Origin of the sequence: Clostridium intestinale DSM 6191, assembly GCF_900130055.1 — a bacterium.
GTDB classification, from domain to species: Bacteria; Bacillota; Clostridia; order Clostridiales; family Clostridiaceae; genus Clostridium_T; species Clostridium_T intestinale.
The window spans coordinates 74,986-99,040 of sequence record NZ_FQXU01000010.1 but is presented as its reverse complement, the minus strand read 5'-3'; the positions used below and the strand labels follow the sequence as shown (position 1 = coordinate 99,040).

Genomic DNA, 24,055 nt, shown 5'->3' with positions numbered 1-24,055 from the left:
TGATGCATACTAAATGAAATGCACATCCCTTGTTTTATGATATGATTAAGTTGATAAAGAAAAAGCTCTACAGCGATAAGGAGAATATAATGAACATAACCATAATAACAGTAGGAAAATTAAAAGAAAAATACTTAAAAGATGCAATAGATGAGTACTCAAAAAGACTAAGTAGATACTGTAAATTAGATATAATAGAGCTTCCAGATGAAAAAACACCAGATAATGCTTCAGCAAAAGAAGAAGAAGCGATTAAAGAAAAGGAAGGACAAAACATATTAAGTAAAATTAAAGATAATATGTTTGTAATAGCTATGGATTTAGGTGGTAAGCAATTATCCTCAGAAGGATTTTCAGATTACATAGATAATCTTGGAGTAACTGGTAACTCTAATATAGCTTTTATAATAGGGGGAAGTTTAGGTATATCTAAGGCTGTTCTAAATAGAGCTAACTATAAGCTTTGTTTTTCTAAAATGACGTTTCCACATCAACTTTTTAGAGTTATGCTTTTGGAACAAATTTATAGAAGCTTTAGGATTATGAAGGGGGAACCATACCATAAGTAAACAACAACGAATCGTTTTTCGCTTTCTTATTTTCATGTGAAAGTATATCCTCATTATTAAAGCACAAAATAATTTCTTTAGCCGTTCTACCTTCAATTCTTGTAGAGGGGCTAATTGTTATTTCTTTAATTATTGTATGAAGTAATTCTTTTTTATTTTCAAAATCTGCCTTTTCAAAAATCTTATCAAAGTTTCTAAGCATTAATGCAACTTTTTCTGCATTTATATTTTTTTTATTTATGTTTTCGAGTTGAGTTTTATAGTTGATTAGTTCTTTTTCTAATTTGTCTAATTCCCTATTAATTCCATTTACCAGTTCCCTTATTTTAGACTCCTTATATATTTTTAACATTTCATCATCAATTAGGTATTTATAATATTTATCTTCGTCATTTTTTAATTTTTTAATTCTCTTTGTTATATTGTCTATATTTTTTTGTATTTCCGCGGAGTTATTCTTACTTCCTAAATCCTTAACAATTCTATCTATAATACCATCACTATATATAAATTCTTTAATTTTACTAATAACCTGTTCTTCTAAAGGTTCTGCTTTTATAGAATTTGGTTTACACACATCGCCCTTGTGGCTATTCCATCTACTACAGGAATAATATCTATATGTTACTTTAGTGCCGTCTTTATTCTTCCTTGTGGAACGTTGTGCAACCATAGCAGAGCCACAGTCAGGGCATTTAGGCAATCCACTCAAAAGATATTTAAAATTAGTCTTTTTAACTGGAGTTTTCCCAATTAAATCTCTTTTTTCTCTAGTTCTTTGCCATAAATCTTCACCTATTATAGGCGCATGCTTTCCTTTTTCTAAAACATAATCATCTGTAACCCCTCTTCTTCTTTTCTTAGCCCAATCTTTTCTAACTCCCCAACGTATCATGCCTACATAAACTGGGTTATCCAATACATATTTAACAGTAGAATAAGCCCATGTACTTCCTTTTTTAGTTGGATATTGCTCAATATTTCTATTGAGTTCTTGACAAATACGAGAATATCCCCAATTTTTATTTGTGTACAAATCAAAGATTTTTCTTACTGTTTCAGCCTCTTTTTCATTTATAACTAACTCCTTATTTATATAGTCATATCCAATAGATGTAACCCCTCCATTAAACTCACCTTGTGTTGCTTTTTCCTTCATACCCGCTCTAGTTTGAGAAACTATTGTATCTCGTTCCATTTCTGCAAATATACCTACAAGTTTTAACATAGGTTTACCAAAAGCAGTACTTGTATCTATTCCATCTTCTTTTGCTATTAAGGTAACATCATGTTGCTCTAAAAACTCTAGAATTATTAATAAATCTAGCATTTTTCTAGAAAGTCTAGAAAGTTTAGTAACAATTATAGCATCAATATCTTTATTTTTTTCTATTTCTTTTAAAAGATTTTTTATACCGCTTCTTTCGTTTATGCTTGTACCAGTTATCCCTAAGTCTTCAAATTCTCCAACGATATTATATTCCATAGCATTACAATACTTATGTAACGAACGCTTCTGATTTGGAATAGAATAGCCATCGGCTACTTGCTCTTGTGTAGATACTCTGTAATATAAAAGAATATTTTTATTTTCTTCAGACATAAAAACCTCCGTTTAGGATTAATAATATAACCATATTTTATATTAACCATACAATATAAGCAATAAAAAAACTTCATCATCTGATGAAGTTTGTATCTCACTTTCCTCCGAAGAAATTAATATCTCTTCTAGTATATCAAAAAATTTTTCAATTCTAATATCTTTTTCATTGCTTAAGTTTAATCCAATATTTTCCATATACATATGCCTCCTTACCCTAATTAGGGTTACATATGTAAAAAAAATATTGAATTAACATAAATTATACATATAAATTCAACTAAAATCAATAATAAATTTAAAATATAAAGTGTAATAGATTAATTTGTGTTAATTTATATTAGTATAGATTAATTTAAACTAATACAAGTTAATCTATATCAATTTAAAAATAAGCCAAGAGGCTTATTTTATAGATTCTTTATATAGGTTTGCGCTATATCCATTCTATTGTCTCCATGTCCTAAAAAGTTGCTTACTTTATCTACGCTTTCCTTTTTATTGTAACCTTGCTGCCTAAGTTCTTCGTATTTTTCTGTTGCTACCATCTTCCTAATACTATGTATTCCAGTTTTCCCCTCTGTATATTGTGTTAGTTCTAAATTTTTACACGCCCTATTAAGCCAAGCATTTATGCTCTCTGCCTTAATCCCTACTACTTTATCTGTGTAATTAGTTAAGCCTTTTTCTTGTACTATGTCTTTTATCCTTTGCATAACTTCTTCTTTAATTTCTATATCTCTAGATTTTCCACCTTTACTTTCTATTACATGTATTATATTGTTCTTAAAATCTAAGTCTCTTAGTTGTAATTTCTCTAATTCGCTAGACCTTAATCCTGCAATTCCTGCTAGTTCTATACCAATAGGTGCGGCACTTTTAGCATCTTTTCCGTAATCTAAAATTTTGTTAAAATCGTCTCTAGACATCCATACGTCTCTTATTTTTTCTTGTGTGCTAACAGAAGATGCAGGAGGAACTATTTCACCTCTCCATTCCAAATTTGCAGAACTAAAGGTTTTATTTACAAGTACCTCCAGTTTGTTCAATCTACTTGTATAATTTTTTAATGTGTTATTGTTACAATCTAAGGACTTACTTTTTAAAAAATCCTGGACATTACTTGCAGAAATGTCCTTTATTTGTTTTGTTCCAAAATTCTCTTTGCAGTAAGTAGCAAGTTGCGTACTTACATCTATTAGACCCTTCCTTTCTGCATAAGACCATACACGCCCCATTGTTTCTTCAGTTCCAGTGTGTTGTCCACCTTTTGCAGAGTGTTTATCTCCACCATTTTCGTTAAAATTCCTATCTATAGCCGTTAAAAATTGATGCTTTAAACTTGCCATAATATCGCCCCCTTTAATCTTTATTTTTTCTTTATTTCTCTAAAATCTATTTAAAAACGTAATTTATTGCTATTCATTATATTTATATCTATGTAAATACAAAAAACTTCGTTTTTCTTTCTTTTACTATACCTTTTACTTATAAATTTGCTTTAATCCCACCCACTATACGGGATTAACACTGCTTTCCACTTCGTTGTCAAGCCGTTAATCCCGATAGTGTATAATAGTTGTATTTTTTTAGAGTACCTCTGGTACTCACTCCACCTCGCCTTCGGCAAGGAGTTTTATCCTAGCCATAGGCTACACATTACACACTAAAGTTAAGACTACACCACCAATCTTGGGTAGATTGGTAAAAAAGCACATTTATAAGCAAGTGTGTTATTTCTACTTAAAATATGCACACACAACTATAATAGTTGTAAACAAGCCAACTCTTTTAGAGTTAAAAATTTAAGGTTTTGTATATTAGGATTGAGCAGTAGGGTATATAGAGCATAAGCAGTAGTAGAAATCTCCAAGTTGTTAAAATTAAGAAATAAAATATCTCCAGTTGTTTCTAAAGAAATAAAAACTCTAAATTTTATATAAAAATGTTATACCTACATGTATAAAGCAAATAGAATACACTTTGCAAGTTTTTTTACACAGAAAAAGAGATAGTTATTTTTCTATCTCTTCTTATAAAATTACTCCTTCCTATCAAGAACTTGCACATAATTGTATGCGGTGTTATATGCAAAGTAAAGAGCCGTATTATCTTTATCCATAACTTTTAAAGTTACAGGATTAATAACTTCCATTTCAGCAACCTCAAACTCGAGATACTTCTCTAAAAACTCCAGTATTTTTAAATGTTCTTCAGTCATAAAAAAATCCTCCTAAATTTTATTAGATTAATGGTTAATACATGTAGATGTAAAACTAAATAGAGTATAGATGCAATATTTTTTATAAAGATATATAAAGATATATAAAGAAAAAAAGGGGAGTTACTTCTATAAAAATAGTACAGGCAACGTTCCGTTGCATTTTTTTAGGTAAAAAAAGTTAGGAGGTAGGATAGCGGTTCTTTTATACTTACGTATATATAAAATCATCATTTTTTCTATAAATTTATAAATATATTTATTTATATTTTAGTAGAGTTTTTAGAGGTAGAGTAGATATGCTTTAATAACTGTTCCTCATGAAATTCACAATATATTTATTGATATTTTAAGCGAATAGAAAGTATATTCGTATTACCTATAAAGTTTTGGGGACAGGGGAAGAAAATAGAATAAAGTAACAATTAATTTGGGGAGGTTTAACATTGGAAAATTCATATAGTATATTTTTTGAAAGTATATTTAAGCCGATAATTATTTTATCATCTTTTTTTGAAAGTGTTTTGCTTAAAAATGAAAAAAGAGATTCACAGCATAAGTATGTGCTTCGTAATATTATTCAAGTTGGATATTGTATTTCAATTTCTATAACATTAGGTTCAGTATTAGGATTGTTATTTCAAATTATATTAGCAACAATATATCCAGTTACTAGAATAGGAATTCATAGGGTGTTTTTAGTTCAAATAATACTATTAATGATAATGCTAGCAGTATTATTTCTTAACCATGACGATAAAACTTTTAATTTTCCCAAAACTACCTTTTCAATATGTTGGTTTTTAATTAATAGTAAATTAAAGGCTTTATTCATAGAAATGTCTATTAATATGGTTTTTCTTCCACTAACATTGACATTACTATTCTCAATATTTCTGGTTGAATTTAATGTCAATTCTATAGTATATATAGGTGTTTTCGTATTCTCTTTGTTAATTAGTTTAATAATTTTAGGGGGAGCGACCAAAAACACTATTAAGAAGTTATCAAGGCAGTTTATTATGTGGCTATTTTTATACTTGCCAGTAATGGGATACACAGTTTATAAAATAAATGATTATATATTGAATGGTGTTTCTGTAAATTTAATTGTAATTATATGTTCAGAAGTTATAGGTTTAGCATTTACGCTCCCTACAATAACGGACGTACTGAAAAATTTATATAAAGAATCCATTGATAGAGATAAAAAATTAATTAAGAAGCGTTCAAGACTGCTTAGGAACAAATACAATATAGATAAATATATCCAAAAACTTTATGAAATAAAAAGTAATATTATAGAAGACTTTAAATACATAGTACGAATATGGAAAAGTGGGGATAAATTAAGAGTTATTAAAGGACTATCTATTTCCTTGGCACTTATACTTTGTTTTATTATGTATGTAATTTATCAAGATAGTATAAATACCCTTATGCCTCAGTATATAGAAAATATCTCATTATATTTATTTAGAGGAAATAGATTTTTAAGAGATAGAGTTGCTATACTATTAGTAATTTTAATAATAAATATAAAATTCATATTAGATTTATATAAAAATTTTAAAGATTTAAATTTAGTAGATAGAATAGCCTATATTAGTAGAATTATTATTTTAGCATCTGTATTTTTTATGATTTTAGGGGTAACATTTTTCGCCTTGAATAAGTTTATATATACTCTGCTAAATGTATTAATAATAGTTCCAATATTAGTTTTTTATATTACAGAAAAAGTTAAAAAATTCTCATTAATTAAAAAGTAGGATAGTAAACCTACTTTTTAATTGGCATAAAGTATGATTTCTATGTTTATTAATAAATACATCAATATTTTTTTAGAGATTTTAGATGGGCTTTATTATAACTATGATAGCAATACCTATAAGAAATATAGATATATTTATCGATGTTTTTAGGCAAAAAATAAGATAGAATAAACTATCTTATTTAACCAAAACCGATTTTACTTCTATGTCCTGCTTTTCTTCTTTTATAATTGTTCCTCCGCCTACGTTGTTTCCGTTACCGCCGTTGTTGTTTCCATTATTACTATTATTTCCGCCTCCGTTTTTACCTCCATCCGTTGTTAGATTTGTATTACCAGTAGGGGAGATAGGGTTAAATTTTTGTCCTTTCTCTAGGTAAATTTCCCAATCTCTTTTTAGCCATGTTTGTTGGTAATCTTCGCCTTGCCTAGTTTGTGTATATGTTGCAGTAACACCTTTAGAAGTCTTTACATCTAAAATTGTATCTCCATTTCTTCCCTCTCCTGCAAGGTAGAGTATTCTAGTATACTTTCCGTAGGTATCCCAAACCACAGGAACTGCGGTAATGTAGTAATATCCCGCCCTTGGAGCGGTAAAGGTTGTTGTATTTGTAGATGTTGTAAAGTTATTTTCTCTATTATAAGAACCTTCTTTGTTTTGCTTGTAGTCTACTGTCCAAGCGTAGTTTCGGATTTTTATTTCCTTTTTAAACTCCGCAGTTTCTTGCGTAGCGTTATATCTGTATTTTCTCTTATCTATATTGTCTATTGTATAGTGTCCAAGACCGCTAACGTAACGCATGTTATAGCCATTCCAACTATTAACGTTAATGTTTACTATTGCAGGCTTAGGAGTAGGAGCAGTATTATTTGTAGGATTAGTAGTTTTATTACCATTATCGTCTTTATCCGATGTTTTTGTTGTCTCGCCTTCTTCTCCTGTAAAATTCCATCTTGGATTTGCGTGTGCTATACTTTGTGTAAATACAGTAAACATAGAAACCAATAATAGAGTAATAATTATTCTTTTTGCTTTATTTTTCATATAAATCACTTCCTTTCATTTTTTCTTAACATACATGCATGGTATCTAAAAAAGAAAGGAAAATCAAATTTTTCGTATAAAAATAAGATACTAAAATTAGTATCTTATTTTAGGTTAAACGCTCTCTGTTTTAAAAGAACTTATTTTTTTATCTTCTATTGTTAATGTACATTTAGCAGTTATATTCTTTTCATTTTCTTCAACGATTTTAGAATGTACAGTATATCCTGCTACAGTATATTCAACTTTTATTTTAGTATCTTCTTTCTTTACAGATGTTATATCTATATTGGTTACTTTTATTATTCTTTCATTGTCTTTATCATCTTGTAAAGAACTCTTAACAAAGTTTTCATCAAAACCTTGCCTTGTAGATTCACTAATCATACTTAACCACTTATTATAGGTTTCTTCTGTATCTTCGTTATAATTAACATTTAATAGAGCAGTAGCAAAATCCACTGTAATTTTTTTAGCATTTTCTTCTTCTTCTTTTGTAAGTCCGTTTGCTTGCACTTCTTTTGTATCTGTAACAGAAGGTTTATCTGTTGCAGTTTTTACACTTTCTTTATTTCCTCCACAGGCTACCAAAGTAGTAGCAATACATATAGTTGTTAATAACATTAATATTTTTCTCATTTTTATTACCCCCTTAAATTATTCTCTTCCTCAAAAATTTTTACATTTCTATAAAATGTGTTTGCCTTTATTCCTAACAATTCCATTGCCCTTTTAGCAGTAATTAAACCTCTTTTCCATTCGGCATAAACTCTTGCAAATTGCTCTCTATTTAACTTAATAGGTTGTCTACCTTTATATTTTCCTGCTTTTTTAGCAATAGTAATGCCGTCTTTTTGCCTTTCTTTAGTCTTAATTCTCTCTTTTTCTGCCATGTAAGAGTAGAGATTAAAAACAATATCGTTTATAAGTTGCCTTTCCAAGTCGCTTTTATTGGCACTATTTAAGATTTCCATGTCTGTTAATATAATATTTGCACCTATTTGTTTAGTTATATAATGCCATTCTTCTTTTATCATCTCTTTATTTCTTCCAAAGCGGTCTAATTCTGTGCATATAACAATATCTTCTTTTCTTAATTGTTCTTTCAATTTTAGATATTCTGTTCGGTTAAAATCTTTTCCGCTCTCTTTATCCAAAAACCATTTATCTATTTCTATATTATTTTTCTTACAATAGTTCTCTATGTTTTCTATTTGTTTTTGTAAATTCTGTGTTTTACTACTAACCCTACAGTATGCAAAGTACATGCTATCACCTCATTTCTGTATATTTACTATTTTGTATTAAACTACAAAATATTTTACATGTGCATGTTAGCATGTACTTGCAATAGAGTCAAATTTTTTGCAATATTTCTTTTGGGTGTTTAAAAATATTTATATGCAACACTGTACAGAAGATTATTGCAAAGAAAGTTTAGGTATACCCAATTGCAACATAGAGTATAGTCTAATTTGTTATATAGTAAAGCCTTATACCTAAGAGCATAAGGCTTTAATTTATTTATTTTGTTTTATTATAAAATTTTCTCCTAGATATCTTTGCTTTAAAATTTTCCATTCATCATTTTCTTTAGTTAAGTCAAGCAAAAATGGAGTCTTTATAGTTTCATCAGTATTTTTAATATTATATATTACATCTAAGGCTATATAGTATTTATTATCATATGCAGTATAGTTAATTACTCTATAATTAACGCTTTTAAATTCTAATTCAAATTTATTTTCATTTATATCTTTTATCCTATTATCAATTAGTGTTCCAATATCCGATTTATAGTTATCAGATATAAACTTCAATAATTCGCTTTTAAATTTATTCATGTCTGATGTATAGTTTATTGAATAATAATCTGTATAATATTGTGTAATATTGTTTTTCACAGAATCCAGTTCTTCAAATTTACTTAGTTCTTTTTCAGCCACGTATGTTGTTTTAAAATCATCGTCAGTTCCTTCATCAATCATATATGCTGGAGATGTAGATGGAATTTCCTCTGCTCTAAATTTACCATAACCATTACCATTGCTTAAAACCAATTTATTATTTTCTTCTGTAATGAACATATAGTACTTTGTCTGATAATACTTATTTTGTTCTTTAACAGAAGGGTCATTCCTAACAAACGTGTAAATTGTGCAATCAACAAAGTAATTACCGCTATAGTTACTAAAAATTATACTATCTATATTAGTTTTAACATAATCAATCTGTTTCTTTTTATCTACTATGTCGCTTTTAATATTTTCATAGTTTTTTTCATTTCTTTCTTGCAACTCATTGCTTAAATATTTTTTAGAAGCAAAAATACTTTCCTCATTAGTATAGTCTACTCCAAAATTCCCTTTACTAAAATTATCTACAAAATCATGTAGTTCCTTATATTTACTAAATTCCTCAGGCCTTTTTTCTATACTTGTGCCGTAGGCTAAAAATTCAATTTTGGTATTTTCTTTTGGTAATTCTTCTATTGAAGTAATTTCTTTAGTTTCAATTTTATTAGAATTCTCAATATTTTCTTTTTTTCCACATCCAATAAAAATACTTGTACTTAATATTAAACTTAATATAGTTACAATAACTTTTTTACTTCTTATCATTTTTTATCCCCCTTATGTCTTTATGTAAAATTTTAATACTTAGAAACAAAGACTATAGAATACATTCCGTTATTTTCTATAACAACTACACTACATTCGTTTTGTCCTATGTATCTATCTCCTATAATATCTGGCATTTCAGTAATCATATTTATAGAATCTGTCTCCACATAGGTATATTTAACATTAACTGCCGTTGGATTATTCCCTTGTCCTATTCTATAAGCAATATATGTTTCGCCTACAGAGTTATAATTACTATTTAAAGTTAATTTTCTATTTAAATTAGTACTGGTGTAATTATTAACAGAGTTAAATACAGTTGCTACCAAATCTCCTTTAACCTTATAAGTTTTTGTAGGTTTAGTAGGCGTAGGCTGTGGGGTAGGAGTAGGTTGCGGAGCAGGAGTTTCTTGCTTTTCGTTATTATTATTATTATTTGGTTGTTGTGTGATGTTAGAAGAATTATTGTTACTACTTATAGAATTGTTATTAGTATTACTAGTAGTAGTTTTGTTTTCTTCTTTATTAGCAGTATTGTTGCTAGGAGGAGTACCTTTGCTAGTTTCTTCTTTGTTATCTTCTGTAATTTGTTGTGTATCTTGTGTTTCTTCTTTAACTTCGTCTATTTCTTTAGAATCTTCTTCTACATTACCTGTTGTAGAATCTTTTTCTATAGTTTCCTCTATAACTTCTTTAGAAACTTCTTTAACAGTATCTTTCTTTTTATTGCTGAAAGAAGTAAAAGATAGAGCAGTAAATAACGCTAATAATGTTACTATAAATTTTCCTTTTACCATTTAATGTACCCCCTAAGTTTAAATTCCAATAAAATTATATCATTTTTCTTCAACTAAGACTATAGTCGTTGGACAAATTTCACGTATCTTTCAGAATTAGTTTTAGTGGGGGTGAAATTATGTCACTAGAACAGGCAATTGCAGTAGTTCTAAAAAAGTATAGATTAGAAAATAATTTTACGCAGGAAGAATTTGCATTTAGATGTAGTTTAGATACTACTTATATAAGTCTACTAGAGCGTGCATTGCGTAAACCTACGTTAAGTGTGGTTTTTACAATGTGTACAGTATTAAATATAAAGGCAAGTGTTTTTGTTAAGGAAGTAGAAGAATTATTAGAGAAAAAGATATAAAGGTTATCTAATGTACCTTTTCTAATATGAAGTAAAATATATCTATATATATAAATAGTAGAGAATATTATTAGATTTATTACAAAGATAGAAAAGTTAATAAACAATCACAAATTAAATTTGTAAATAATATTTTATGAAATCCTACTAAATGATACAATATATACATAATTGTAAACTGGAGGATTTTATGGAATATTATGAATTGAAGGAACAGTTTTTAAACAATTGCACAGATGGAGAATTTTATGATAGTTCAATAACTACTTACAAAAGAAAATTAGATGTTTTTTTTGAATTTTTAACTGATAAATATGGGATAAACGATACTAACTACAAGGTAATATTGAAAGGGATTGATAGTGGAATAATAGCCCAAAGTGTAGAATTCTATGTTGATAGATACGGAATATCTTTTAAAAGTACAATAAATACATATATTTCAGTAATAAAGTCATTCTTTGATTACTTAAGTCATCACTTATACATTGTAAATGAATACTTTGATAGTAATATTGGATACTCTCATATAAAAGATACTGTAAATAGAAAAATTAAAGATTTGAAGTTAATGGAAGTAAGTGATAAAAAGCCACCAAGCGCTGAGTATATATTTTTAAAGGCATTGAATGCATGTGATAATATAATAGATAATTGTGATTATGAAGATTTTTTGTTGAATAAGGATAAGCCTAAAAAGAGTGGAATACCTGAACTTACATCTGCTATTATAACCAAATTAGTTATGTTTCTAGGTTTGAAGAATCAGGTAATTGGTTCTATAAAATTAGGAGATTATAATGAGGACTTAAATACCATAAAAATAAATAAGTTTTCTATACATTTACCAAATAAACTTGCTTATCAAATGAAATTCTATCTTAAAGTAAGAAAGTTAGTTATTGATGACATTGATAAAGGACATCCTTTATTTGTAAGAAGGTATGGAGAAGGTATTGGAACCACTTATTCAACAGCATTTAAGGTATTGAAAAAGACACTAGGCAGTTCGGCTTCAGAAGGGTTAGCAAAATATACAATTATACAAATGATAAAAAAGGGCATGAATATTTCTTTAATTAAAACGCTAACAAAGTTTGGATTAGATAGTTGTCTACAATGTCAAGAAATTGTTAGTGACGAAGAGATAAATAGAGATATAACTGTACCTAATAGAGAGGTTGACTCTAAAATTAGAAATATGGATATTTATGATATATTTTAATTACTTAAGAACAGTCATAATATAATCCTAAGGTATCATATCATAAAATATTATATATATTTCTCGCCTAAATAGGACTTACCCATTAACAAGTAAACTATAGAGAAGGGGAAAGGAGATTTCATTTTTCTTCTTCTTTTTTTCTTTACTTGTAAAATTTTTTCTCCCCTTTGCTATAAGTAAACTTATAGCTATAAATTTAACTACAACACAAAAAGACATATGGATCATACGTCAGAAAAAATTTTACCTCCTTAAAATAATATTTATAAATTTAATAAATCTAGTTCTTCAAATATCCCTATACTATTAAGAACATTATTAAAGTCTAAATTATACTTATAGCAGTTAATACTTAAATATAATTTTTTATAGTTAAATGCAGTTTTATCTTTTAGTATCTTTTCTGCTTTTTTACTTACATTGCTTGCAGTAATAGCAACTTGTTTACATACTACCTTTATTATTTCTTCTATGTCTAAAATCTTAGCAGTTTTATTGTGTAAATTATAAGCAAAGGTTTTATTATCCCTAATAATAGTTTCTGTTTTATATTCCTCTCCAGTAACTTCTACTAAATTATCTATACTATTAAAAAAATCTTCCTTTTGTCTGCTAAATAGATAGAGGTTAAATTTATAAGGCTTGTCTAGTTTCAATGCTTCTTTGCTATAATTTACAAGTCTATATCTTGTCATTTCTCTAACCTTTTCAGGTTTAGTATAAGTTTCTTCCTTTATTGTATTTTCTATTTCTTTGCTTATGTACTTAGCAATGTACTCCTTAATTTGTATTAAATCCTTCTTTTTATCAGTATATTTAATTATGTTTTTTATTGCTATATTACTATCACTATTACTTTCCACTTTAGATTTTTTTAAATCTAAATTATGTTTTATTGCGTAATTATCTAGCATTTTATTTGTTCTAGCATGTTGTAAAGAGTAATCATATTTAGGACAATCGTAGATAACTCCATGCACATGCAGGGTTTTGTCCTTATGTTCCTCTATAAAATATATGTATCTTAATTTATTTCTCTTACTTTTAAATAGAGTATAATTAAGAATTTTGAAGTAATTGTTCATTATTTTTGTCATATCTTTTTTGTCGTATATAGCGTATCTTGTTGTTATAGTCACAAAAATAACGGTTTTACTTACTTCTGTATTAAGAGCATTAATATTTTCAAAATCGGAAAGAGCCTTTTTAAGTGTATGTAGTCTTCTTGCCTTTTGCTTTTTAACTCTTATTTCTTCTATCTCTTCTGCGGTAAGTTCATTTTTCTTTTTTGTTTCTATTCTTATAGTAGTGTTATTCCCATCTATATTTCTGCTAATAACTTCTACAGTATCTTTACTTTCCTTCTCTTTTCTGTTTCTAACTTTATCGTAAACTTTTAAATCTGCAGATTGTATATAATCCTTAATAAATACAGTATTATCCGCTCTGTTTAATACTATTTGTAAATTTGTTATAGCCATTTCTTTTTCGCTTGTATGTATTTTTTCTTTTGTAGTTGTAGTGTTATTAACTAATTCCAATTTATTTTTCGCTATTGTAAGTTCTTGTTTTAATAGGTGTTCTGCTATCATTTTTATCCCCCCTTTTATTTTGGAGATAAAAAAGAGACTATTAGCATATTCCCTTTGCTACATAGCCTCGCTTAAACAACATACATTCTAACCCATATTCTTTTTTATAAAATTTTAATATAAAACTTGCATCATGCTTGTTGTTATGTTAACATCTCTATATTGAAAAAAGTAATTTGTGGATTAGAACTTTGTGTGCTTACCAGGCGTGTGCAAAGTTCTTTTTTATGCCTTAAAATAAAACAAAAAAAGGAGAAACTAGAACAAAACCTGTTTTAAACAAGTTTATATCTAATTTCTCCTTCTTTATTTATAAAAAATCTCTAAATTTATCTCTTATTATCTTTAAAATTTATATTTTACATATAATACATCATTTAGATATAAAATGCAAGAAAAAATAATAAATATGTAATATAAACAAATTATTTTCTACTAGTACATATAACACAATCTTTGTGAAATGCGAAAGTCGGATTATAAAGTATTGTAAATGACATATTTCTAATATAAATTTTCAAGATTATTAGCATTTTCTACAATAAATTATAAATTGGTGTAATTTTGATGTATAATATTGTTGTATATGAAAGAGGGGGAGTTTTAATGTCAACAGAAGTAAATAATGATATTAATCAGAGTATTATCAATAACAATGAGGATAAAGTTGATGATAAGATAACTGATAAAATTTCAATTATTGATAAAAGTATAAAAAGACTAACACAACTTATGACTAAGCCAGAAAAAAATAGAAATGTATACTTAAAAAATCTCGAAACTGCATTTGAACTAATAGAATGGACATTAAAAAAATATAAATTAATGTTTGCTAGTTCACCTAAATATATATTTAAGCGTGACATTTACTATTGTGAGTTAGGCAAGAATATTGGAAGTGAACAAGGGGGGCGTAGACCCGTAGTAATTATACAAAATGATAATGGTAATAAGTCATCTACTACAACAATGATTGCAGTTATAACTACACATCAAGGCTCTAAACTTGTTAAGGTAGATAATTACTATGAATTACATTATAATGATAATTATGGAAATAATGTAAAAAGAAAATTAAGTTACTATGAAATACCAGTTGAACTAGAGAAGAATCCACATGAAAAGATAGAAGGGATAATTAATCTATCTCAAATATATACTATTAGTAAGAAAAGACTTGTAGGAAATCACGTTGCAAAAATAACTGAAGATTGTTTTTACGATATCAGTAGTGCTTTATTAAGAATGTTTGATATTAAATTAAAGAAAAAAATATAAAAAAGCATTTACAAAGTATATATATTATTATATAATATATTCATAAAGTAAATATACATCGTTTAGTGTATTTGAATTTAATTCAAATAAGATTCGTCAAAGCCAGAGTTTACTCTGGCTTTTAGTCTTTTTAGTATACAAATTGAGTAGAGACACATAATATATAATGTAACATCTTTATAGTAATCTAGATTTAATCTAGATTGTAACACAGTCTTTTTAGTTGAGAAGCCCATAGGGCTTCTTTTACTTTATAGAATAAATCAGTACTGTAATTCAGTTAAAAACAAAAAGAGTATCTTATTTTTTAGAATTATCTATAAACGTACTAAAATTTGAATAAAAATTTTATTGTTTTTAATTTTTCTTATTTCTTGCAGAAATGACCTTGAAAATATAGTATTATCTATATTTTTGTTTATATTTCACATGAGGATATTAATAAAAATAAGTTTAAAAAGCAAATTTTATATAATCTTTAAAAAGAAAAAGGTTATTTATACAGTCCTTTTCTTTTTAGTAACAGTATAATTTCAATTCAATATAAAAATTGTTTGGTTGAAGAAAGTTACGGTGAACCGTACCATAAGTGACACCCCAAATCTTCGATTTGGTAGGTGGAACTTACTCAGCGAACGAATGTGAGTCGAGTTTCATTATAAATGATGGTTTTAGCCTTAACTATAGAATTTACTTGGTTAAGGTTATTTTTGTATAAAAAATGTATCACAAGTAATGCTTTAATTGTAAAGCATTCTATAAAAAGGAGAATGTTTAGTATAAAACAAATAGAATTATTGCCCCCTTTTACCCAAAGCTCCACTTTGAAACGATGCTATCATCATTATCTAAAGGTATATAAACATCGATAAAATTACTTATATCCTCATCTATAAACCCTTCATCTGTATCAATAATATCTATTACGGTATCTTTCTTTTTTCTAGTTTTCTTTTTGCTTTTCATAGTATCAAATAATAGTTGCGTATCTTTAAGGGTACTATTTCCTTTAATATTATTATCTTTGCAATTTGTTACTGTAGCAGTATCTTTGCTTTCATTGATAATATCTAAATTTAATCCAGTAACATCCTCACTAATGGATGATCTGTTTTCACTTAACGCTGGACTATCCTTAACCTCAGATTCTTTATTCTTAGGTATTTCTTTTTCTTTCACCTTGATATTTTGATGTTTAGCAAAGTTTCTCACCTTATAAACATTATCTAAAGTAAGTTCAAGCATTTCTAATTCTATAAATATATCTAAGGCTAATTTAATTTGAGCAATATCTCTATTAAACTCTATTGAGAATGTCTCCATAGTATATGGTATACTCTTAGAAAGATATAGCTCCCCCTCCAAATTAACTTTACCTGCTAACAGCAAAATTCTGCTCCAGATATAATAAATAACATCTCTTTCCGGCTTCATATCAATTATTTTAAATTTAGTATCCTCATACATATCTACTCTTAATTTTACATATTTTCTCTCTTTCATGTTTTTCACCCTCCTAATATTTTTGTAAAAGGAAACTTTTCTTGTCTTTGCACTGCAAATTAAGATAGAAGAAATCCTTACAATTAATATATATACAATAATTGAAATAATTAGCGGGTATTATAGTAATTTTTTTAAAAATAAATAACTTTTCAATCTCCATATTGGATTAAGTATTGGTTCTATAAAAAAAGACGGCTTACACATAGTAAATCGTCTTTTTCTATAAATAATAATTTAAACTTTAAATCTATTAACTTCCTCTATCATTTTATTAGTCATATTACTAAGGTCTTGAGCGGAGGAGGCTACTTCTTCTATGGAGGCATTAAGCTCCTCAGAGGATGCTGAGATTTCCTCAGATGACCCTGAAATTTCCTCGGAAATTGATGATAATGTATTTATTCTATTTAGAATAATATCCTTATCGTTATCTATATTATCAGCTGAACTTTTAACTATTTCTATTTTAGGAATTACCTCATCCACAGCTTGTATTATTCGCTTAAAGGAAACTATAGTCTTGTCAATAATTCCAGCTTGATTAATCATCTCACCATCCATTGTTACAGCTTCTTGTACTATAATAGATGTATTATTTGATATTACATTTATTAAATTACTAATGTTTTCTGATGAAGCCTTTGATTGTTCAGCAAGCTTTCTTATTTCCTCAGAGACTACTGTGAACCCTCTACCTGCCTCGCCAGCTCTAGCTGCCTCAATAGCTGCATTTAGCGCTAATAAATTAGTTTGTTCTGCAACACTATTGATCATATTTGTAATCTCATTTATCTCATTTATATCTTTTCCAAGATCCATTATTTTTGAATTAAAAGCCTTAAATGAATTACTTATATTTTTTACTGAGTGATTTAATCCATTCATTTCAGTACTACTATCATTAGCCATTATACTTATTTCTCTAGAATTCGAGTCTACAACTTTTATTTCTCCAAGCATCTCTGATAGCTTATTACCAAACTCATTTAGAATTTCTGTCATTTGCATTAAATCTTGAGATTGAGTATTTATACCCTGAGCTATTTCAGATGTTGATTGTACAGAACTTTCAGATACGCTTGATATCTCTTCTGAAATGGCAGATAAGTTTTCTGATTGAGTATTAATAGTTAGGGAATTATCTTTAATTTTTTTAATCATCGTTCTTAGTGAATCCTGCATTGATTTCATAGAATTAATCATGATCCCAATTTCATCTTTTGAATTCAAATACTTAGTAGGAACTTCCACAGATAAATTTCCGTCTGATAATAATCTCAGATGATTTGAAGCTGATTTTATTCCTTTTGATAAAGCATTAGAGATTATGTAAATTATGATAAACGCTATTACAATAAATATTATTGACGTTAGTATAACTAAAGTTTTTAAACTATTTAATTCTGATAATATTTCATTTTGAGTTACAGAGATTCCTACGGACCAATCAGTTCCGCCTACTGGAGCATACCCAACATATTTTTCTTCTCCACCGTATTCATACTCACCTAGGCCAGCTTCTTTTGCAAGCATTTTTTTATGTACATCAGCTAAGGCTTGAAAATTGGAATTTTTTTTTGACTCTTCTATTATGTTTGACATTTGTATAACTAAATCTCTATTACTATTTGCAATAGAAGTTCCGTTTTTATTTAGCATAAATGCAGTGCCTGTTTTCCCAACTTTTACTTCATCAGTCATATCACTTAAATAATTACCATCTCTAGCTTGAACAAGTACTCCTACAACTTTATTATTATTTTTAATTGGAACTGCATATACAACGATTATAATACCGTCTGTTTTGCTAACTATTGGGTCGGATACACTAGCTTTGCCTTCCAGTGCTTGTTTAAAATATGACCTCTCATTAAAGTTTGATTTTGAACCATCAGTAAGGATTGAATTTCCATTAATATCAACAATACCCATACTAATGCTTCCAATTCTTTTAGATTCATCTGTAAGAATTGATATTTTATTATCTATTGAATTGTTTGGATCTTTTATATCTGATCTTGCAGCAATAGCTTCTAGTGTATTTAATTCTCCTTGAAGCTTACTTTGAATATTACTAGCTGTTTGCTCAGCAATTCTAGGCATAGTGTTATTTAAGTTAGATTTTAGAGCATTTGATGAGTTAATAAAAGAAATTATACCTAATCCTATACACACAACACAAACTAATGATCCGAATAATACCATTAATTTTGATTTTAAACTTTTCATAATATCTCCTTTTTAGATATATGTATTTAAAGATGGTTAGCCATCTTTAGTTATAATTTATAATCAGCTTTTATCTGTAAAATTTACATTATATAAGTATATTCGACTGATAATAAGATAAACTTTAACAAATTTGTTAATATAATCATAAAAAAGCCAATAAAACCACTTTCGAAGTCTTATTAGCTCTTTTTCATACTAAGATAATCTAACCTTAAAACATTGATGTAACAACTTATGCTGCAAGTTTTTTATTTGCTGATTTTTTTTCTATTCTTATAAATAATGTTGTTAATGCTATACCTACTAAGCTAAGTGCTAATGCTATATAAAATGCATTTGTAAAGCTACCATTATTAGCACCAGCAACTTGAACTGCTATTTTAGGTCCGAAAAATGCTGCTGCGGAGTATCCTATAAATGTGATTCCATAATTTACTCCATAATATTTCATACCAAATTTTTCAGCTACTATTGAAGGGAAAATACCTAAGGTTCCACCAAAACATAAACCTATTCCTATTAATCCAATTGCAAATCCAACTACAGAGTGTGTTGTAGCAAGAACTAGCAACATAGCAGCTACAACAGTATATATACAAATTAATGCATTGTAACGACCAAGTTTATCGGAAACAGCTCCCCAGAATATACGGCCCATACAGTTACTTAATGAGTATAGACTTACATATAATGCTGCTACTGCTGCTGATAATCCAAACATTGTTTGTCCAATAATTGAAGCATTAGATGTTATCATCATTCCTGATAAAGCTCCAATTGTAAACATAGATGCAATTATATAGAATTTTGAAGTTTTTATCATATCTATCCAGTTGATATTTACATTTGATCCATTAGCTGAACTAGGAGTTGGTGGATTCCAGCCTTCTGGTTTATAGCCTGCTGGGGTAGCTGTTATAAGTAGACCAAAAACTACTGTAATCACCATATACGCTATTCCCATGATTTTAAATGTTGATAAAACTCCGCTATTTTGGATTAAGTTATTAGCTATTGGAGCGGCTAGAATTGTAGCTCCACCAAAACCTGCTGTAACTATACCAGTCGCTAATCCCTTCTTATCTGGGAATAGTTTAACAGTATTACCTATAGTACCTGAATATGCTATACCTTGTCCTAAACCTCCAAGTACTCCATATGCTAAGTATAGATGGATAGGTTCTTTCACAAAACCTGTTAGCATAAATCCTAAACCAAACAGTGCTCCACCACCTATAATAGATAGTTTTGCTAACCCTCTGTCTAATAGTTTTCCACCTAAAATCATTGGAATTGGTGATATTGCTGCGTTTATAGTAAAAGCTGTCATTACTACCGCCTTAGACCATCCAAACTTTTCACCAAGTGGTCCTGCAAGTACACTAAAAGCATAAACTGCACCTACACATAAATTTACCATTACAGATGCTAAAAGAACTAAATTACGATTAATCTTTTTATCTACCATTACTAATCATTCTCCCTTTTTTATGTATATTTTTGTCATTTTATTTGCTCTATAATTATATTTTTAACAAATATTTTTGTATATATTTCTCACAAATAGTAATATATAAAACAAGAGACTATGAATACATAGGAATTTTATACATGTCACTATTTACATGTATAAAATATCATATATTTTGATCTAAATCAATATATTTTTGTTAAAAAAAAAACAATTAGCTAAAAACTAATTGCTTTTATAAAAATGATATTAATTTAAATGATTTATTTCATCAATTGTAAGGAGTCTTCTAACCATTCACAGTATCTATTTTCCCGTTTTAGAGCATTGGTTAAAACTAAGTAATTTCCAAACTCTTTTGACTCATATGTAATTTCATCACCTATAACTACCTTTAGTTTTTCAAACTCCTCTTCTAAAAAAGATAGCCTATTTTTATGTTTTTCTAACTCATTTAAAAATTGTTCTCTAGCCTCATCTTTGGGTATAGATGAAATAAAATAAGCCTTTAACATAAACTCATCTTTTAAAGTAATAAATTCTTGCTCTAGTGTACTTAACCATTTATTTAACTCTTTTTTCCCCGCATCAGTAATTGAATAAACTTTCTTTTCTAATTTTTCGCCTTGTATTTCTATTTTGAATTCTATTAGGCCTTCATCTGTTAATTTTTTTAATTCTGGATATATTTGACTATGCTTTGCGCTCCAAAAGTGTCTGATTTCTTTATCTTTGAATTCAGTCATAATATCATAACCGCTCATTTCGCCTCTATCTAGTAGACCTAAAATAGCGTGTTTAAGAACTCTCATATTTATCCTCCATTACTTTAATAATTATTTTTTATATTTGATTATCTAGAAATAATTTTTATATTTTTATAGCAATATAAAGGTGTTACTGTTTTGGTAACACCTTTATCAAATTCGAATCTTTAGTTTAGTATTTCTTATCTTGTAAACAGTAAAATTATTACTTGTATATTATATCACATAAATAATTATTATGATGTTTTTAATAAAGTTATTCGATTATTAATAGGTTAAGGATATCTCACAAATAATCTTTTACACTTTGATCAAATGCTTAAATTCACCAGATAACTATATTCTGAACTCCAACCCAGTGAATAAAAGAACTATCTTTAAGTTTTAATAGATCTTTACTGTCAGCAGATATATACATACCAGCATATTCAGCACCTTTATCTTCAGTTTCTTTAATTAAATCGTCAATATTAATATTTTCAAACATATCCTGATAGTACATAGACCTCAGAAGGCTTAGATTGTTCTTTATAAGATATAGATTTCCTATAAGAGATTCTTTATGAGCTTCGTTATCCATATTTTCATATTGAGTTTGTTTTCCTCTGTTATTCTCTAGTTTTTTTGCATTCTTATTGTCATATGGAAAGACTGTTGTACGTAGAAAATAAGAAGGATTTGCTAATACAAAGTTTGAGTTAAATACAGCTATAGGTGAGATATCAAAGGTTGACATATCGGCATCTGTAGAGTCAAGCTTATCCACAAAAGATTCTTTTATTTCTTCAGAGGTTAAGGGTTTATTAAATTGTATAAATATCTTTGCTTTAGTTCCTTGAGGAGCATTTTCAAGTACATTAAAACCTGCTTTTGGATCAGATTCATGATCAAAAAAAGGAGTGAATTCTTGAAATATTAGTTGAGGCGCCGTTGTTTCTTTTGATTTAGAAGGCTCACCAAAACTGTATTTTATATTTAAATCCATTTCATCTATTTTAGTGTTTCCGATAGTATTTTCAAGAGAGATATCGATATTTTGTTGTGCAAAAAGTGATGAGCTAACTCCGCTACGATTTGATTTATATTGAGGTTGAAACATCTCTGCAAATTGAACTATAATCTCTCTTTTTACATATAACTCCTTATAGTCTAATCCAAACAAAGATGTAATTATTTTAGATGAAGTAAAATATAGAAATATAAAAAATAAAAAAACACAAATAGATGAAAATGCGGTTATTAGTATAATTCGTAGATTTATTTTACGTTTTAATATCTTGTCAAATTTATTTTCTTTTACATTACTTGTTGGTAGCTGCTGTTTAAGTTCTTCAAAAAAATCCTTTTCATCATTATTAAGATAATCTGATATAGCAATGAATTTATCAATAGAGGATTCTATTTCAGAAACTTCTTCTTTATTTAATTTTCCTTCTTTATATAACTTGAGTTTTTCTTGGAATTCGCTATTCATCAATTTTCCTCCTTAATTCTCTAAGTGTTTTTCTGGCTCTGTAGATTAAATTAGTAACTGCTGAAACGCTTATACCTAAAATTTCTGATGCTTGATGATAAGATAACTCGTTTACTAGGCATAACAGCACTACTTGTCGTTGATTCTCTGGAAGTTGTTTTATTAATATAAAAGCAGAGTTGACACTTTCCTTAAGCATTAACTTGTCTGTAAAATCTTGTATGTTTATTTTATTTAAAAAGGTATATTCATGAAAGCTTAATCTACTATTTTTTTTAACATAGTCTACGTAGAGGTTATGAGCCACTGTGAGAAGCCAGGATTTTATGCTTTCATTAGAAATTTGAAGAATACTTAAAGCCTTAACAAAAGATTCTTGAGTCAAGTCTTCTGCTGTTTGGTGGCTATAGGTAAGTCCATAAAGGTATCTATATACATAAGGAAAATATTCTTTATAAATTTTAATAAATGAGTCCCTCTTCAATCAGTCACCTCCATACTTTTATTTAAAGTCTGTCATTATATATACGATTAAATTGGAAAAATATCGTACTATTTTATAATAATATTATATAAAATAATCAAATGAACACACTAATCTCATTTTTATTTATGAAATAAGAATGAGGTTTTATGAATTAATTAGGATTGATAAAATATATGTATATAAAATATTGGAGGCGATTTTTATGACTACAGAGATTTTTAATGCATAGCAAAGGCTAGTGCATTATTAAAAGATAATAAAGTAGCCTTTGCTAATCCTAAGATTTTGATAATTAGGAGGAGCGACATGAGCTATTTAAATAAATATAGGTGGGAACTAATACCTGAAAGTTTACCTAAGGTGAAAAGAATTTGTTCTAAATGTAATGAAAAATCACATTACATTAATAGTGGGAAATTTAGAGTCAATGCAAATAAGAATAATATAGATGTTTGGATGATTTATAAATGTGATAAGTGTAAATCAACTTGGAATATGACTATACATGAGAGAGTAAAACCTCACAAAATTAATAGAAATGAGTATGAAAAATTTCTTGTGAATGATGTAAATTTAATAAAAGAGTACGCATTTAATTTAAGCGTATATAGTAAAAATAAAGTTGAAGTTATTTTAGAAGATTTGAAATATAAGTTAGTATCGCAGAAAATAGGAATAAATTATAAAATGGAATCTGAACTTATTATTGAAATAGAATGTAAATATCCTATAGATGTGAGAGTAGATAGACTATTAAGTGAGAAGCTTGAATTATCTAGAAGTAAAATAAAGAGTAAGGAGAAACTCGGACAACTTTATATTAAAGGTAATGAAAATCCTTCAGCTGCCAAAATAAAAAATGGAATGGAGATACGTATTTGGATGGAAGAAGATATTATGAAAGCCTTACACCATATAGTATAGAAGTTTGAATCATTTTGTTAGACAAAATATTAAATAAAACATTATAATTGTATATAAGGTGAAATATAAAACATTGAAAGGGGCATAGTTTGTTTATGAGAAAATATGTT

General features: G+C 27.7%; 22 protein-coding genes. 6 read left to right on the top strand and 16 right to left on the bottom strand.

All coding sequences use genetic code 11. The annotated features are described in order from the left end of the window. The first annotated feature begins 89 nt into the window (after nt 1–89). On the top strand, nt 90–569 hold the full coding sequence (gene rlmH, locus BUA92_RS15935; RefSeq protein WP_073021200.1) for a 23S rRNA (pseudouridine(1915)-N(3))-methyltransferase RlmH: 480 nt from the start codon (nt 90–92) through the stop codon (nt 567–569). Here rlmH and BUA92_RS15930 read toward each other — a convergent pair. The 4 genes from BUA92_RS15930 to BUA92_RS15920 form a co-directional block, all read right to left on the bottom strand. After that, nucleotides 541–2,172 (bottom strand): recombinase family protein, encoded by a 1,632-nt coding sequence (locus tag BUA92_RS15930; RefSeq protein WP_073021198.1) that lies wholly within the window; start codon nt 2,170–2,172, stop codon nt 541–543. The two genes, rlmH and BUA92_RS15930, sit on opposite strands and share 29 nt — an antisense overlap. 42 nt (nt 2,173–2,214) lie before the next feature. Continuing rightward, entirely contained in the window at nt 2,215–2,370 is a 156-nt protein-coding gene (locus tag BUA92_RS23365; protein WP_175550916.1) for a hypothetical protein, read from the bottom strand. Nucleotides 2,371–2,582: 212 nt separating this feature from the next. Next, nucleotides 2,583–3,521, bottom strand: a complete 939-nt coding sequence (locus BUA92_RS15925) for a tyrosine-type recombinase/integrase (RefSeq protein ID WP_073021196.1) — start codon at nt 3,519–3,521, stop codon at nt 2,583–2,585. 692 nt (nt 3,522–4,213) lie between these two features. Continuing rightward, nucleotides 4,214–4,393 (bottom strand): hypothetical protein, encoded by a 180-nt coding sequence (locus BUA92_RS15920; RefSeq protein ID WP_073021193.1) that lies wholly within the window; start codon nt 4,391–4,393, stop codon nt 4,214–4,216. 446 nt (nt 4,394–4,839) lie between these two features. On the opposite strand from BUA92_RS15920, the gene BUA92_RS15915 reads away from it, so the two are divergent. Further along, nucleotides 4,840–6,165, top strand: a complete 1,326-nt coding sequence (locus tag BUA92_RS15915) for a hypothetical protein (protein WP_073021191.1) — start codon at nt 4,840–4,842, stop codon at nt 6,163–6,165. 180 nt (nt 6,166–6,345) lie between these two features. Here BUA92_RS15915 and BUA92_RS15910 read toward each other — a convergent pair whose 3' ends face one another. The 5 genes from BUA92_RS15910 to BUA92_RS15890 form a co-directional block, all read right to left on the bottom strand. Further along, nucleotides 6,346–7,164 carry a hypothetical protein gene (locus tag BUA92_RS15910; RefSeq protein ID WP_139259358.1) on the bottom strand — a complete coding sequence of 273 codons (819 nt, stop codon included), beginning with the start codon at nt 7,162–7,164 and terminating at the stop codon, nt 6,346–6,348. A gap of 162 nt (nt 7,165–7,326) precedes the next feature. Further along, on the bottom strand, nt 7,327–7,851 hold the full coding sequence (locus BUA92_RS15905; protein WP_073021186.1) for an ABC transporter substrate-binding protein: 525 nt from the start codon (nt 7,849–7,851) through the stop codon (nt 7,327–7,329). A gap of 5 nt (nt 7,852–7,856) precedes the next feature. Beyond that, on the bottom strand, nt 7,857–8,480 hold the full coding sequence (locus tag BUA92_RS15900; protein WP_073021184.1) for a recombinase family protein: 624 nt from the start codon (nt 8,478–8,480) through the stop codon (nt 7,857–7,859). Nucleotides 8,481–8,732: 252 nt separating this feature from the next. Continuing rightward, nucleotides 8,733–9,833, bottom strand: a complete 1,101-nt coding sequence (locus tag BUA92_RS15895) for a hypothetical protein (protein WP_073021182.1) — start codon at nt 9,831–9,833, stop codon at nt 8,733–8,735. A 32-nt stretch (nt 9,834–9,865) separates the two neighbouring features. Next, nucleotides 9,866–10,633: a hypothetical protein gene (locus BUA92_RS15890; RefSeq protein WP_073021180.1), complete on the bottom strand. Its 768-nt coding sequence runs from the start codon at nt 10,631–10,633 to the stop codon at nt 9,866–9,868. Nucleotides 10,634–10,752: 119 nt separating this feature from the next. Between BUA92_RS15890 and BUA92_RS15885 the strand changes: the two genes are divergently transcribed. Both BUA92_RS15885 and BUA92_RS15880 read left to right on the top strand, forming a co-directional pair. Continuing rightward, nucleotides 10,753–10,986 (top strand): helix-turn-helix domain-containing protein, encoded by a 234-nt coding sequence (locus BUA92_RS15885; protein ID WP_073021178.1) that lies wholly within the window; start codon nt 10,753–10,755, stop codon nt 10,984–10,986. A 190-nt stretch (nt 10,987–11,176) separates the two neighbouring features. Continuing rightward, a complete protein-coding gene (locus BUA92_RS15880; RefSeq protein WP_073021176.1) occupies nt 11,177–12,211 on the top strand; it encodes a hypothetical protein in 1,035 nt (344 codons plus the stop codon). A gap of 266 nt (nt 12,212–12,477) precedes the next feature. Here BUA92_RS15880 and BUA92_RS15875 read toward each other — a convergent pair whose 3' ends face one another. Beyond that, complete coding sequence (locus BUA92_RS15875) at nt 12,478–13,806, bottom strand: hypothetical protein (protein ID WP_073021174.1); 1,329 nt, start codon at nt 13,804–13,806, stop codon at nt 12,478–12,480. A 606-nt stretch (nt 13,807–14,412) separates the two neighbouring features. Between BUA92_RS15875 and BUA92_RS15870 the strand changes: the two genes are divergently transcribed. Continuing rightward, nucleotides 14,413–15,084, top strand: coding sequence for a type II toxin-antitoxin system PemK/MazF family toxin (locus tag BUA92_RS15870; RefSeq protein WP_073021172.1), 672 nt, complete (start codon nt 14,413–14,415; stop codon nt 15,082–15,084). Nucleotides 15,085–15,891: 807 nt separating this feature from the next. Here the strand turns inward: BUA92_RS15870 and BUA92_RS15865 are convergent. The 6 genes from BUA92_RS15865 to BUA92_RS15840 form a co-directional block, all read right to left on the bottom strand. Continuing rightward, the gene (locus tag BUA92_RS15865) at nt 15,892–16,587 is read right to left on the bottom strand and encodes a phage replisome organizer N-terminal domain-containing protein (protein ID WP_073021170.1); all 696 of its coding nucleotides are present in this window, start codon (nt 16,585–16,587) and stop codon (nt 15,892–15,894) included. A gap of 237 nt (nt 16,588–16,824) precedes the next feature. After that, nucleotides 16,825–18,819, bottom strand: coding sequence for a methyl-accepting chemotaxis protein (locus BUA92_RS15860; protein ID WP_073021167.1), 1,995 nt, complete (start codon nt 18,817–18,819; stop codon nt 16,825–16,827). A gap of 235 nt (nt 18,820–19,054) precedes the next feature. Then, nucleotides 19,055–20,290, bottom strand: coding sequence for an L-lactate MFS transporter (locus BUA92_RS15855; protein WP_073021165.1), 1,236 nt, complete (start codon nt 20,288–20,290; stop codon nt 19,055–19,057). Nucleotides 20,291–20,556: 266 nt separating this feature from the next. Next, nucleotides 20,557–21,105, bottom strand: a complete 549-nt coding sequence (locus BUA92_RS15850) for a PadR family transcriptional regulator (protein WP_073021163.1) — start codon at nt 21,103–21,105, stop codon at nt 20,557–20,559. Nucleotides 21,106–21,385: 280 nt separating this feature from the next. Next, nucleotides 21,386–22,534, bottom strand: a complete 1,149-nt coding sequence (locus tag BUA92_RS15845; RefSeq protein WP_073021161.1) for an anti sigma factor C-terminal domain-containing protein — start codon at nt 22,532–22,534, stop codon at nt 21,386–21,388. Then, the gene (locus BUA92_RS15840; RefSeq protein WP_073021154.1) at nt 22,527–23,018 is read right to left on the bottom strand and encodes an RNA polymerase sigma factor; all 492 of its coding nucleotides are present in this window, start codon (nt 23,016–23,018) and stop codon (nt 22,527–22,529) included. Before BUA92_RS15840 ends, BUA92_RS15845 begins: the two co-directional genes overlap by 8 nt. A gap of 309 nt (nt 23,019–23,327) precedes the next feature. On the opposite strand from BUA92_RS15840, the gene BUA92_RS15835 reads away from it, so the two are divergent. Then, entirely contained in the window at nt 23,328–23,945 is a 618-nt protein-coding gene (locus BUA92_RS15835) for a DUF1062 domain-containing protein (RefSeq protein WP_073021153.1), read from the top strand. Nucleotides 23,946–24,055: the final 110 nt, after the last annotated feature.

What these genes read in the sequence shown, in the direction of transcription:
- rlmH (WP_073021200.1), top strand. Translation starts at nt 90, where the DNA reads ATGAACATAACCATAATAACAGTAGGAAAATTAAAAGAAAAATACTTA.
- BUA92_RS15930 (WP_073021198.1), bottom strand. Translation starts at nt 2,172, where the DNA reads ATGTCTGAAGAAAATAAAAATATTCTTTTATATTACAGAGTATCTACA.
- BUA92_RS23365 (WP_175550916.1), bottom strand. Translation starts at nt 2,370, where the DNA reads ATGGAAAATATTGGATTAAACTTAAGCAATGAAAAAGATATTAGAATT.
- BUA92_RS15925 (WP_073021196.1), bottom strand. Translation starts at nt 3,521, where the DNA reads ATGGCAAGTTTAAAGCATCAATTTTTAACGGCTATAGATAGGAATTTT.
- BUA92_RS15920 (WP_073021193.1), bottom strand. Translation starts at nt 4,393, where the DNA reads ATGACTGAAGAACATTTAAAAATACTGGAGTTTTTAGAGAAGTATCTC.
- BUA92_RS15910 (WP_139259358.1), bottom strand. Translation starts at nt 7,164, where the DNA reads ATGTTTACTGTATTTACACAAAGTATAGCACACGCAAATCCAAGATGG.
- BUA92_RS15905 (WP_073021186.1), bottom strand. Translation starts at nt 7,851, where the DNA reads ATGAGAAAAATATTAATGTTATTAACAACTATATGTATTGCTACTACT.
- BUA92_RS15900 (WP_073021184.1), bottom strand. Translation starts at nt 8,480, where the DNA reads ATGTACTTTGCATACTGTAGGGTTAGTAGTAAAACACAGAATTTACAA.
- BUA92_RS15895 (WP_073021182.1), bottom strand. Translation starts at nt 9,833, where the DNA reads ATGATAAGAAGTAAAAAAGTTATTGTAACTATATTAAGTTTAATATTA.
- BUA92_RS15890 (WP_073021180.1), bottom strand. Translation starts at nt 10,633, where the DNA reads ATGGTAAAAGGAAAATTTATAGTAACATTATTAGCGTTATTTACTGCT.
- BUA92_RS15885 (WP_073021178.1), top strand. Translation starts at nt 10,753, where the DNA reads ATGTCACTAGAACAGGCAATTGCAGTAGTTCTAAAAAAGTATAGATTA.
- BUA92_RS15880 (WP_073021176.1), top strand. Translation starts at nt 11,177, where the DNA reads ATGGAATATTATGAATTGAAGGAACAGTTTTTAAACAATTGCACAGAT.
- BUA92_RS15875 (WP_073021174.1), bottom strand. Translation starts at nt 13,806, where the DNA reads ATGATAGCAGAACACCTATTAAAACAAGAACTTACAATAGCGAAAAAT.
- BUA92_RS15870 (WP_073021172.1), top strand. Translation starts at nt 14,413, where the DNA reads ATGTCAACAGAAGTAAATAATGATATTAATCAGAGTATTATCAATAAC.
- BUA92_RS15865 (WP_073021170.1), bottom strand. Translation starts at nt 16,587, where the DNA reads ATGAAAGAGAGAAAATATGTAAAATTAAGAGTAGATATGTATGAGGAT.
- BUA92_RS15860 (WP_073021167.1), bottom strand. Translation starts at nt 18,819, where the DNA reads ATGAAAAGTTTAAAATCAAAATTAATGGTATTATTCGGATCATTAGTT.
- BUA92_RS15855 (WP_073021165.1), bottom strand. Translation starts at nt 20,290, where the DNA reads ATGGTAGATAAAAAGATTAATCGTAATTTAGTTCTTTTAGCATCTGTA.
- BUA92_RS15850 (WP_073021163.1), bottom strand. Translation starts at nt 21,105, where the DNA reads ATGAGAGTTCTTAAACACGCTATTTTAGGTCTACTAGATAGAGGCGAA.
- BUA92_RS15845 (WP_073021161.1), bottom strand. Translation starts at nt 22,534, where the DNA reads ATGAATAGCGAATTCCAAGAAAAACTCAAGTTATATAAAGAAGGAAAA.
- BUA92_RS15835 (WP_073021153.1), top strand. Translation starts at nt 23,328, where the DNA reads ATGAGCTATTTAAATAAATATAGGTGGGAACTAATACCTGAAAGTTTA.